The organism is Cohnella fermenti (assembly GCF_004801405.1).
In the GTDB taxonomy this organism is placed as follows: domain Bacteria; phylum Bacillota; class Bacilli; order Paenibacillales; family Paenibacillaceae; genus Cohnella; species Cohnella fermenti.
The window spans coordinates 47,375-58,830 of record NZ_SSOB01000053.1 but is presented as its reverse complement, the minus strand read 5'-3'; the positions used below and the strand labels follow the sequence as shown (position 1 = coordinate 58,830).

Annotated in this window: 10 protein-coding genes; 8 read left to right on the top strand and 2 right to left on the bottom strand. The window is 57.5% G+C overall.

Annotated features, from left to right (window positions below; all coding sequences use genetic code 11):
- Positions 1-609 precede the first annotated feature (609 nt).
- The 8 genes from E6C55_RS28765 (at position 610) to E6C55_RS28730 (ending at position 9,101) form a co-directional block, all read left to right on the top strand.
- Positions 610-2,355 (top strand): tetratricopeptide repeat protein, encoded by a 1,746-nt coding sequence (locus tag E6C55_RS28765; protein WP_136373282.1) that lies wholly within the window; start codon positions 610-612, stop codon positions 2,353-2,355.
- 278 nt (positions 2,356-2,633) lie between these two features.
- On the top strand, positions 2,634-3,563 hold the full coding sequence (gene trxB / locus E6C55_RS28760; protein WP_136373281.1) for a thioredoxin-disulfide reductase: 930 nt from the start codon (positions 2,634-2,636) through the stop codon (positions 3,561-3,563).
- Positions 3,564-3,644: 81 nt separating this feature from the next.
- Positions 3,645-4,595 carry an ROK family glucokinase gene (locus tag E6C55_RS28755; RefSeq protein ID WP_136373280.1) on the top strand — a complete coding sequence of 317 codons (951 nt, stop codon included), beginning with the start codon at positions 3,645-3,647 and terminating at the stop codon, positions 4,593-4,595.
- Positions 4,596-4,912: 317 nt separating this feature from the next.
- A complete protein-coding gene (gene rapZ, locus E6C55_RS28750; protein ID WP_136373279.1) occupies positions 4,913-5,803 on the top strand; it encodes an RNase adapter RapZ in 891 nt (296 codons plus the stop codon).
- A 9-nt stretch (positions 5,804-5,812) separates the two neighbouring features.
- On the top strand, positions 5,813-6,814 hold the full coding sequence (locus E6C55_RS28745) for a gluconeogenesis factor YvcK family protein (RefSeq protein WP_269145567.1): 1,002 nt from the start codon (positions 5,813-5,815) through the stop codon (positions 6,812-6,814).
- A gap of 6 nt (positions 6,815-6,820) precedes the next feature.
- Positions 6,821-7,756 (top strand): DNA-binding protein WhiA, encoded by a 936-nt coding sequence (gene whiA, locus E6C55_RS28740; RefSeq protein WP_136373278.1) that lies wholly within the window; start codon positions 6,821-6,823, stop codon positions 7,754-7,756.
- Positions 7,757-7,839: 83 nt separating this feature from the next.
- Positions 7,840-8,109, top strand: coding sequence for an HPr family phosphocarrier protein (locus tag E6C55_RS28735; RefSeq protein ID WP_136373277.1), 270 nt, complete (start codon positions 7,840-7,842; stop codon positions 8,107-8,109).
- A 230-nt stretch (positions 8,110-8,339) separates the two neighbouring features.
- Positions 8,340-9,101: an SIMPL domain-containing protein gene (locus E6C55_RS28730; RefSeq protein WP_136373276.1), complete on the top strand. Its 762-nt coding sequence runs from the start codon at positions 8,340-8,342 to the stop codon at positions 9,099-9,101.
- Positions 9,102-10,172: 1,071 nt separating this feature from the next.
- Here E6C55_RS28730 and sda read toward each other — a convergent pair.
- Together sda and clpP are read right to left on the bottom strand one after the other, a co-directional pair.
- Positions 10,173-10,448 carry a sporulation histidine kinase inhibitor Sda gene (sda, locus tag E6C55_RS34930; protein ID WP_230986903.1) on the bottom strand — a complete coding sequence of 92 codons (276 nt, stop codon included), beginning with the start codon at positions 10,446-10,448 and terminating at the stop codon, positions 10,173-10,175.
- 202 nt (positions 10,449-10,650) lie between these two features.
- On the bottom strand, positions 10,651-11,232 hold the full coding sequence (gene clpP / locus E6C55_RS28720; RefSeq protein WP_136373275.1) for an ATP-dependent Clp endopeptidase proteolytic subunit ClpP: 582 nt from the start codon (positions 11,230-11,232) through the stop codon (positions 10,651-10,653).
- Positions 11,233-11,456: the final 224 nt, after the last annotated feature.

The window sequence follows — 11,456 nt, the reverse complement described above, 5'->3', positions numbered from 1 at the left end:
GATATCTACAAATAACCATTCTGTGAAAGATGCGTCGAAGAGCCGTATGCGGGAATTCCGCACGTACGGATCTGTGAGGGGGACGGGCACAATCCTCGAAAGGAGAGGCCCTACCTACTCGACCATAAAATCGCGAATTGCAGGCAGCAAATCGCCAAAGACCGGTCCAGCGACACGAACCACATATGATGCGAACCACATATGTAACCACATATGCGAAACTACATGTGCGAGCCGAGTAGGCGAACCACATACGCGAATCACCTGTGGCGCGGGAGCTTGCGATGAGAGCGGAGGTTATCCCGCAAGACGCCTGTGAGCACGAGTGCAGCATTTTGGATATCCGCCGAATCAAAGGAATTGTCAGTGCGATCTGCCCTGACGGTTTTTCTTGTTTGTTTTAAGGAAGGGTGCGCTGTGTTATAATCGGTGGTGAGTTATCCGGCAGAGATGTCGGAGATGGGAACGGAACAAGCGGCCTGGGTTGCGGTTGGAAGCGGCGGCGGCTCGGCTGTCGCTGTCGGAATCGATTAGTGGAGGCGGCTACCGGAAGCGGCCGTCGGAACCTGCGAACGGAATCATCAATCGTCTCGGGGAGGTGCCTTGCGGATGAACCCAAGCAAGCAGGCGGTCAAGAAGCGGCGCAAGAAAGTGATTCCTCTCTCTCTGGATGCGACGTTCTTCTTCGAACGGGCGGTTCAATCGCTCGATCGGTATCATTACGACAAGGCACTCAAGTACTTCCGGCGCGCCGTCGAGTATGAGCCGAACAATCCGGTGAATCACTGCAATATGGCGGGCATTCTCTCGGAGATGGGGCGGTACGAGGAATCGAACGACGTGCTGCGCTCCGTCCTCGAACGGGTCGACCCGTCGATGACGGAATGCCACTACTACCTGGCGAACAACTATGCCAATATGGAGAAGTACGAGGATGCGGAGAAGGCGCTTGTGCGGTATCTCGAGACGGACGAGGAGGGGCAATTCCTCGATGAGGCGGATGAACTGCTCGAGCTGCTGCGCTATGAGCTGAACCGTCCGGCTCCGCTGTCGACGATCAAGTCGAAGGAGAACGTCTACGCGCACGACAAGGCGCGCGAGCTGCTCGAGGCGGGGCGCTTCGCGGAAGCGGTCCGTCTCCTGGAGGAGATTATCGCGAGGCAGCCGGACTTCCTCGCGGCGAGGAATAACCTCGGATTGGCATACTACTATATGGGGATGTTCGACAAGTCCATCCTGACGATCCGAGAAGTGCTGGAAGCGGAGCCGGGCAACCTGCACGCCTTGTGCAACCTGGCGATTTTCTACCAGCATTCGAACAAGGACGCGGAGCTGGAGGACTTGCTTGTGCTGCTGCTCAAGACGGTGCCCTTCCACCCCGAGCACGTCTTCAAGCTGTCCACGACGCTCGGGATCGTCGGCCGCCATGCCGAAGCATACGGCCACTTCCGGCGCCTGCTTCGCTCGAGCGAGCTCTCCGGAGAAGCGAGCCTGCATCATTTCGCGGCCGTGGCGGCTGCCAACGTCGGCCGCTACGACGACGCGCAGCGCCATTGGCAGCAGGCGGAGAGGCTGGACCGCACCTCGGAGGTGCCGGCGTTCTACTTGAAGAAGCTGGTCAAGATGAGGATGGGAGAAGATTCGCCGCCGACGCATTACCATTATCATCTCCCGTTCGACGAGCAGTTCCGGAAGTGGACGGAATCGCCGGAGCTGCTGCCGGGGGCGCTGAAGCAGGACCCGCTCATTCGTTCGTCCTTCTTCTGGGCGCTGCGCCATGGAGACCGGAAGACGAAGGTGCAGGTCATTCAGGCGCTCGGGCTTGTGGCCGATGCCGAGGTGATCGAAGCCTTGAAGACGTTCTTGCTTGACCCGAAGGAGGAAGACGAGCTGAAGCGGGTCGCCGTGCTCGTGCTCCGCTCGATCGGGGTGAACGACGCGCTGCATGTGCAATTCGGAGGCCGCCTGATCATCCTGGAAGCGAAGCGCAAGGCGCCGAGACTTCCCGTGTGGGACAGCGCCTGGCAGGCGGTGCTCGAGAAGGCGATGGAGCAGATGTCGGGAAGGTACGACGTGATCCAGCAGCACGACATGATGACGCTGTGGGTCGATTACCTCTCGCGCGTGTATCCGAACGTCCCGAAGCTGATCAAGTCGTCCGGATGGGCGGCCGCGCTCGAATATTGGACGGCGAAGATGCACCGTCAGACGATTACGTACCACGACCTCGTCGCCCGTTACGATGCTTCGCAGGCAAGCATCAGCCGGTACGTGAACCGAATCGACGAGGCGTGCGGCATTCGCGAGAAGATGAAGCAGGTGCTGACGATTCCCCAGTTGCCCGTGCTGCAGTAGCGAGCGGGAGAGAGTGGGAAGACGCCGGCGAGAGCGACAATGCCTGTGACATGGGGGTTGCATGGGGGAGTGCCTTCGACGTGCGGCAGCGTCAAGGATGCCTGATGCCCGGCGCGGCGGCAGACCCTGCGGGCTTGTGGAACCGGGAGCGGACTGGTAGAATGGTTGTACTGTTAGGATAATGGTTACAGTTCGAGGGGCGGCAGCGGTTGCGGTGCGACTCAGGCATTCAGACGGCATTCGTCCTTCGGGCTGCATATTCAGAAGGAGAGAGACTTATGTATAAGAGTATCGTAATCGGCACGGGACCGGCGGGCCTCACGGCGGCGATCTACCTGGCGCGGGCCAATCTGAATCCGCTTGTCATCGAAGGTCCGGAGCCGGGAGGCCAATTGACGACGACGACGGAAGTCGAGAACTTCCCCGGCTTCCCGGAAGGCATCATGGGGCCGGATCTGATGGCCAATATGCGCAAGCAAGCGGAGCGATTTGGAGCCGAGTTCCGCACGGGCTGGATCAACTCGGTGGAGCTGGCGAAGCGGCCGTTCACGTTGAACCTGGAAGGCGGGGAGACGCTGACGGCGGAGACGCTGATCATCTCGACCGGAGCTTCGGCGAGGTATCTCGGCATTCCGGGGGAGAAGGACAACGTGGGCCGAGGCGTCAGCACTTGCGCCACTTGCGACGGCTTCTTCTTCCGCAACAAGAAGATCATTGTCGTGGGCGGCGGCGACTCTGCTATGGAGGAAGCGAACTTCCTGACGCGCTTCGCATCGGAGCTGACGCTTGTGCACCGACGCGACGAGCTTCGCGCGTCGAAAATCATGCAAGACCGCGTGAAGGAGAACCCGAAGGTGAGCTGGGGCTTGAACCGCACGCCGCTGGAAGTCGTGGCGGGCGAGCATGGCGTTACCGGCCTGAAGGTGCGCAACAACGCGACGGGCGAAGAAGAGCTGCTCGAAGCGCACGGCGTCTTCGTGGCCATCGGGCATACGCCGAATACGAAGTTCCTGGGCGGTCAGGTCGAGACGGATGAGCACGGCTATATCGTGACGAAGCCGGACTCTTCGGAGACGAGCGTCGAAGGGGTATTCGCTTGCGGCGACGTACAGGATACGAAGTACCGTCAGGCGATTACCGCAGCGGGCAGCGGCTGTATGGCGGCTCTCGATTGCGAGAAATTCCTGGAAGAAGTGCCCGTTCGCTAATCAAGTCGGACGCTCGGCGCGATCGACGGGCGTTCCTCATCGCATTACCGATATCATTATCCATTCGAGGTGTCTACCATTATGTCTCAAGCTTTGTATGTTGGCGTCGATCTGGGCGGAACCGCCATCAAGATCGGATTGTGCAATGCCGCGGGGGAATTGCTCCGCACCCATGAAGGTCCGACTCAGACGGACCAGGGCGCGGATGCCGTTCTTAGCAATATTGCGGCATATGTGAAGGAGCTCGTCGTTCCCGGCACGGAAGAGTGGGAAGCCGTCCAAGGCGTCGGAATCGGCATCGCCGGTTTCCTGGACATTCCGAATGGGATTATCGACTTCTCGCCGAATCTTCCCTTCAAGAATGTGCCGGTGAAGCAGATCATGGAGGAGAAGCTGAGCAAGCCGATCAAGATCAACAACGATGCCAACGTGGCAGCGCTTGGGGAAGTATGGGGAGGCGCCGGCCGCGGGGTCGAGCATTGCGTCTGCTACACGCTCGGAACGGGCGTCGGCGGGGGCATTATCGTGAACGGCCGCCTGCTGGAAGGCTTCAAGGGAATGGCCGGGGAGCTCGGCCACATGTCTGTCGTGCCGGACCTTGAAGCGATTCAATGCGGCTGCGGCCGCATGGGCTGCCTCGAGACGGTCTCTTCCGCGACCGGAATTATCCGAATGGCGAAGGATGCGGTGGAGCGCGGGGATCGGACATCGCTCTCGATCGTGCCGAACATCGCGGCGAAGGAAGTGTTCGATGCCGCGAAGGCGGGCGACGAAGCGGCGCAACGCATCATCAGCCGGGCGGCCTTCTACCTCGGCAAGTCGATGGCCGCCGTCGCGGTTGTGACGAATCCGCAGCGCTTCATCATCGGCGGCGGGGTCAGCAAGGCCGGGGAGTTCCTGTTCGAGCAGATTCGCTCCGTGTTCGTCAAGCTGGCGCCGGAATCGGCCTCGGCGGGCGTGGACATCGTTGCCGCGGAGCTCGGCAATAACGCAGGCGTCGTGGGCGCTGCGGGATTGTTCCTTCGAGCATAATGGAGAGCGCCTGCTCCGTCGGACTTGGACGGGCGGGCGCTTTTTTTGGGGGAATACCCCGCCGATCCAGTTGTCGATGCCGCTAGATGCCAGAAATTTATGTGGAAAATCACATTGGAGCAGCACGATAACGGGCAGCTTGGACGATTCTATGTGAAAAATAGCATACATGGAGAAAATTACGACTCGAGTTGTCGCATCTATGCTAAAAACGGCATAAAATCGCCAACCGCGAATCGCAAGTATCACCAACCGCCAACCGCCGCAGGCGTTGTTGCTTTAGCTTGCTTAACGATACAGAAGTGGAGGAGACCGGAATGGATACGATCGCATCCAAGCCGTCGCTGGTCATCATAACGGGGATGTCCGGCGCGGGTAAGACGATAGCGGTGCAGAGCATGGAAGATCTGGGATACTTCTGCGTCGATAACTTGCCGCCCGTACTGATTCCGAAGTTCGCCGAGCTGATCGACCAGTCGCAGGGGAGAATCGGCAAGGTTGCGCTTGTGATCGACTTGCGCGGCCGGGAGTTCTTCACGGCGTTGTCGGAATCGCTGAATTACATTCGCGAGCACTTCACGATTCATAACGAGATTCTGTTCCTCGACGCGACGGATTCCGTCCTTGTTCAACGTTACAAGGAGAGTCGGCGCCGCCATCCGCTCGCTCCGGAGGGGATGCCGCTCGACGGCATCCAGAACGAACGGAAGCTGCTGGAGGATCTGAAGGGCTGGGCGACTCAGGTTATCGACACGAGCAATCTGAAGCCGGCGCAGCTCAAGGAGAGAATCGTCTCGCGATTCTCGAACCTCGATCGCAGCTCCATCTCGATCAACGTCACCTCGTTCGGCTTCAAGTACGGCATTCCGATCGACGCCGATCTGATCTTCGACGTGCGTTTCCTGCCGAATCCGCATTACGTGGAGCAACTGCGTCCGATGACAGGCCAGAACGCGGAAGTGTACGATTACGTCATGAAGTGGCCCGAGACGCAGACGTTCCTCTCGAAGCTGCTCGACATGCTGCAATACCTGATTCCGCTCTACCATAAGGAGGGCAAAAGTCAGGTCGTTATCGGAATCGGCTGTACCGGAGGCAAGCACCGCTCGGTGGCGCTGGCGGAATATCTCGGTCGGATGCTCGGCTCGAGTGAGACCGAGAAGGTGCGCGTCAGCCATCGTGACGCTGATCGTGATCTTCATGGGTGAGGTGAGGCTGTGAGTCCGAATCCATCGGAGAGTCCGCAATCGCAGAAGGATCTGCCTCGTATCGTCGTCATCGGCGGCGGAACGGGATTGTCCGTCATGCTTCGAGGCCTTAAGCAGAAGCCGTTGGACATTACGGCGATTGTTACCGTGGCGGATGACGGAGGGAGCTCCGGCATCCTGCGGGAAGAGATGCAGATGCCGCCTCCGGGGGACATCCGCAATGTGCTCGCGGCGCTTGCGGACGCGGAGCCGCTGCTCGCCGACATGCTCTCGTACCGCTTCTTGAACGGCAAGGGACTGGCGGGGCACAGCCTCGGCAACTTGATTCTGGCCGCGATGACCGACATCTCCGGGGACTTCGTCGCCGGGGTGCGCGAGCTGAGCCGGGTGCTCGCCGTTCGCGGGAGGGTGCTTCCCGCCGCGAATCAGGCGATCGTGCTCAAGGCGGAGATGGAGGACGGGAGCATCGTTGTCGGCGAGTCCACGATTCCGAAGGCGGGAATCGCCATCAAGCGGGTATTTATCGAACCGGCCAACGTGGAGCCGTTGCCCGAGGCGATCGAAGCGATCGCGCGGGCCGACGCGATTCTGATGGGGCCGGGTTCCTTGTACACGAGCATCATTCCGAATCTGCTCGTGCCCAAGCTGGCCGACGCGATCGTGAAGAGCGATGCGGTCAAGATCTTCGTCTGCAACGTTATGACGCAGCCCGGAGAGACAGACAATTATTCGGTCAGCGATCATCTGGCGGCGGTTCAGGCGCACATCGGCCATCAATTGTTCGATTATGTGATCGTGAACGACGGCGAGATTCCGGCCCAGGTTCACCAGATGTACGCAGAGCAAGGGTCGACCGCCGTTCATCTGGATATGGAGGAAGTCACGCGCAGAGGCTACAAGGTAATCGCGGACACGCTTGTGCTGTTCCGGACCTATCTGCGCCACGATGCCGCCAAGCTGAGCAATCATATTTACCAACTGGTGGTCGACTGGAAGAACAGAAAGGGGTGATGGCGAATGTCCTTCGCAGCCCTGACGAAGAAAGAATTAACGATGGTCGAAGCGGAGCCGTGCTGCGAGAAAGCGGAGCTGTCCGCGCTTATTCGGATGAACGGGTCGGTGCAGTTGACGAACAAGCGGATTGTCTTGGATATCTCGACGGAGAACGCCGCGATCTCGAGAAGGATGTATACATTGCTGAAGAAGCATTATGCGGTTCCGACCGAGCTGCTCGTACGGAAGAAAATGCGGCTTAAGAAGAACAATGTGTACATCGTCAGGGTACCTGTCGGCGTGGAAGCGCTGCTGAAGGAACTGACGATCACGAGCGAAGGGTTTCTTTTCCAATCGTCGATTGACAAGGAATTGGTGCGCAAGCCGTGCTGCAAGCGCGCTTATCTGAGGGGGGCCTTCCTGGCGGGAGGGTCCGTCAACAATCCGGAGGGCTCGTCCTACCACCTTGAGATCGCTTCGATGTACGAGGAGCATTGCCAGGCGCTCGTGGATCTGGCGAACAAGTTCCAACTGAACGCGCGCTTCATCGAACGGAAGAAGGGCTTCATTCTTTACATCAAGGAAGGCGAGAAAATCATCGAATTCCTAAGCATTATCGGGGCCCACCAAGCGCTGTTCAAGTTCGAGGACGTTCGAATCATGCGGGATATGCGAAATTCCGTCAACCGTATCGTCAATTGCGAAACGGCGAATCTTAATAAGACGATCGGTGCGGCGGTGCGGCAGATCGACAACATCAAGCTGCTTGAGAAGGAGGTCGGTCTCGCGAACTTGCCGGACAAGCTTCGGGAAGTCGCGGAGATCCGGCTGAAGCACCCGGATTTGAACTTGAAGGAAGTCGGCGATATGCTGAAGGGACAGGTCAGCAAGTCCGGCGTTAACCATCGCTTGCGGAAGATCGACGAGTGGGCGGAAAAAATCCGGAACGGCGGAGCATAACCTTATGGCGAAACAACCGCTAACATTGTATAATAGACGATAGACCATACACGTGATGAACTAAGATAGGGGGTATCCGTTCCATGACGAAACAGCCGGTGGTTGTTCGGCTTAAGACGGGGCTTCACGCCAGACCGGCGGCTTTATTCGTTCAAGAAGCCAATAAATTCTCCTCCGACGTCTTCGTGGAGAAGGACGACAAGAAGGTTAATGCCAAGAGCATCATGGGGATCATGAGCCTTGCGATTAGCTCGGGTACCGAAGTCGTGATAAGTGCAGAAGGATCGGACGCCGAGCAGGCTGTAACCGCTTTAGTCCAACTAGTCAGCAAGGAAGAGCTCGAGAACCAATAAAGCAGCCAATGGCTCAAAGCCCCCGTCAGGGGGCTTTTTGCGTAGGGGGATTCGGGAAGGCTCCGGGGGCGCGGCGCAATCGAGGCGGAGTTCAAGAGCAATCAATGGGACTGGCGGCGGTTTTGAGAAGATAATGTGGAAGAATTAGCTTCGGCAGCGAATATCATGCAACATTCCGGGCATCCTCTGCGTCGAGTAGACAAACAGGCGAAGGGGTGTGGATAACGGTTATGATCGGAAAAGGATGGAAGGTTACGGCGCTGGCTCTGGCGGTTGTCTTGGCAAGCTGGATCGGATTCGGAGGACAAGGGGAGGTGAAGCCGGTGTCGGCAGAGACGACGACGTCCGCCGCTTCGGCGGCAAGTACGATTACGGTCGGCGCCGAAGGCTCGATCAAGGTGGAGCCGGACATCGCATACGTGAAATTCTCGGTGGAGACGAGAGGGGCGAACGCGAAGGCGGCTCAGCAGGCGAATGCGGACGCGTTCGCGGCCGTGGAGAAGGTGCTGTATACGACCTACGGTCTCGCCAAGCAGGACGTCCAGACAACCGGCTTCGACGTTCAGCCGGAGTACAACTATACGGAGAAGGAAGGCCAGGTGCTGAAGGGCTACGTGGCCAATCACTCGGTGCAGGTGTCTTATCGCAAGCTCACGGAGATCGGCAAGCTGCTGGACGACCTGTCCGCAGCCGGCGCCAACCGCATGAACGGCGTGCGGTTCAGCACTGAGAAGCAAGACCAGTACGAACTGGAAGCGCTGAAGCAAGCGATGACCAATGCGGACGCGAAGGCGGCGGTGCTCGCGACCTCGGCGAAGAAGCAGCTCGGAGAAGTGCTGAACATCGTCCAGGGAGACGTGTCGCCGATTCCGGTCATCCAGACGGAGTCGCTGCAGATGGCCAAGGCGATGAGCGATGCGGCTTCGACCTCGATTCAGAGCGGGCAGATCGAGATTAGCGCGAGCGTAACGGTGCAATATGCGATGAAGTAACAGGACAAGATCAATGGCAGAGAAGAGCGTGCGGTTGCGCGCTCTTTTTTGTATTGGAGGATAAGCTTGGGATCAGCTTATCCTGTTGGGCATCAATGCAACATTCCTCCGATGGTACCGAGCAGCGGAAATTATAATCGGAATTTCAAGCTTATTGGCCGAGATCGGGCGTCAAACGCGAATTGTAGTTGAAATTTCAGGCTTATTTGTCTGGAGCGGGGATCAGTCACGAAATAAAGCTGAAATTTCGATGTTATTTGCTCGAAACGGGCAAACGGGAAACATTATGATCGAAATTTCGATCATAATGGCTCGCACCGCAGGAGCAGCTCGGGCCGGAGCGAACCTGCGTGCCATGGCATGATACAATTCCAATTGCTGATGCTGCAGGCTGGGCCGCGACATCCCGTTCGAGCGACGGCGAAGAGCGGAGGAAGTCGTTGATAAAGTCGCTGCCCCCCCCCTCCAATCCCCTCCAAACCCGCCGGACTCCCCAATTTTATGTGAAAAATCACATTGACACAGTCCGATAACAGGCACTTTGCACGATTATATGTGAAAAATCACATTCCTGGAGGAATTTCCGGCTCTAATTCTCGTATGTATGCGAAAAATCACATAAAACGCGTCGATTCCCGCCAATCCAGGCCGATGAATGTGAAAATTCATATAAAACCGCAAAAGTCGGCGGGGTAGGGAGGGCGAACAGCCTCGCGCAAGAAGGCCGCAGAAGACTACAAAGGCTACAAGGGAAATGGCAAGGGAGATGGCGGAGGTAGGTTGTGGAGAGGAGTGTGGGGGAGATTACGAAAAAAGACGGCGAGGAAGAATACGGAGACCGTGGAAAAGACCGAAGAGGAGGTTATGTAAGGGAGTATTGGAGAAATCCCGAGCGGAAGAGAGCTTCGGGAGGTTCGACAACTCCAGTCTTCGGGGCGATCATGGGGAGTTCTTCCGCAAAATAATAAGGCGAAGCATCGGTAGCTGCTCCGCCTAGTGGCAAACGGGCCTGGGAAGAGGCCGTCTATATGTGGGACTGACTGTGAATTCGGTCGGGACGGCGCCTTAAGACTATGCCTTCAATCGATGCTCCAGTTGACGCATCTCGATCGCGTCTTCCAAGAGCTCGATAAATTCGGCGGACAGGTTCATGCGTTTCGCTTCGCGATATACTTCCAGAAGGTGCTCGTCCTTCAAGGGGCGCAGCAGAGAGGCTTTGTCGCTGAGCTGCCTGGAGGCAATCATCTCCGGGTATTCGTTCTCGGAAGCGTGCTTGGCTGGTTGTACAGGCTGAAGCGGAATCTTGTTGCTAGATACCAAGCGGATCGTTTGGGATGGACGACTCATTGGGGGTTCCCCCTTCGCGGTATTTCTAGGCCATAGCTAGATATGGTTGTTTATGGAACTTCCATGAAACTAGTTTATCATGGGATGGTAAATTCGCAGAGGGGGGATTCAAAGTTTTGAATTTTTGTTGACAAAACACGAAAGGTGTGATAAAGCTCCTCCGCCGGCTTGGAAAACCGGACGGAGGAGCTTCGGAGGGGCGTTACAGCTTCTCGATAACTTTATCGACGAGACCGTATTCTCGTGCAACTTCCGCTTCCATGAAGTTGTCGCGGTCGGTGTCCTTCTCGATCTTCTCGAGCGGCTGGCCGGTTCTCTCGGAGAGAATCCGATTCAGCTTGTCGCGCATCTTCAGGATTCGGCGGGCCCGGATCTCGATGTCGCTCGCCTGGCCTTCGGCCCCTCCCAGCGGCTGGTGAATCATCACTTCGCTGTTCGGGAGCGCGTATCGCTTGCCCTTCGCTCCGGCCGTAAGCAGGAAGGCTCCCATGGAAGCCGCCATGCCGACGCAGATCGTGGAGACGTCGGGCTTGATGAATTGCATCGTGTCGTAGATGGCCATGCCTGCCGTAATCGAACCGCCCGGCGAGTTGATATAGAGGCTGATATCCTTCTCGGGATCGTCGGCGGCGAGGAATAGCATCTGGGCGATAATGGAGTTGGCGACCACATCGTTCACGCCGGTTCCGAGGAAGATGATTCGATCCTTAAGAAGTCGGGAATAAATGTCGTAGGCGCGTTCTCCGCGATTGCTCTGTTCAATGACCATAGGGACAAAGCTCATTCGTCAATCCCTCCTCAATATTTGGGGTAATTAATTATGGTTTCTCCATTCTAATCCATCGTCAAACAAAAGTCAAAGAAAGTCAAAGTTGCGGCTGGGTCGATGCATCATATGGCGTATTGACGCACAGGAAGGACATAATAGAGGCTGCGCTTGCGGGACTCGTTCGCCGCGAGGATAGGGAGGGAGGACGGGAGCCGGGCTCCGCGGAACAACAAAAAAAG

Coding starts and splice junctions, on each gene's coding strand:
- trxB (WP_136373281.1), top strand. CDS start 2,634: ATGTATAAGAGTATCGTAATCGGCACGGGACCGGCGGGCCTCACGGCG.
- rapZ (WP_136373279.1), top strand. CDS start 4,913: ATGGATACGATCGCATCCAAGCCGTCGCTGGTCATCATAACGGGGATG.
- clpP (WP_136373275.1), bottom strand. CDS start 11,232: ATGAGCTTTGTCCCTATGGTCATTGAACAGAGCAATCGCGGAGAACGC.
- sda (WP_230986903.1), bottom strand. CDS start 10,448: ATGAGTCGTCCATCCCAAACGATCCGCTTGGTATCTAGCAACAAGATT.
- E6C55_RS28730 (WP_136373276.1), top strand. CDS start 8,340: ATGATCGGAAAAGGATGGAAGGTTACGGCGCTGGCTCTGGCGGTTGTC.
- E6C55_RS28735 (WP_136373277.1), top strand. CDS start 7,840: ATGACGAAACAGCCGGTGGTTGTTCGGCTTAAGACGGGGCTTCACGCC.
- E6C55_RS28765 (WP_136373282.1), top strand. CDS start 610: ATGAACCCAAGCAAGCAGGCGGTCAAGAAGCGGCGCAAGAAAGTGATT.
- whiA (WP_136373278.1), top strand. CDS start 6,821: ATGTCCTTCGCAGCCCTGACGAAGAAAGAATTAACGATGGTCGAAGCG.
- E6C55_RS28755 (WP_136373280.1), top strand. CDS start 3,645: ATGTCTCAAGCTTTGTATGTTGGCGTCGATCTGGGCGGAACCGCCATC.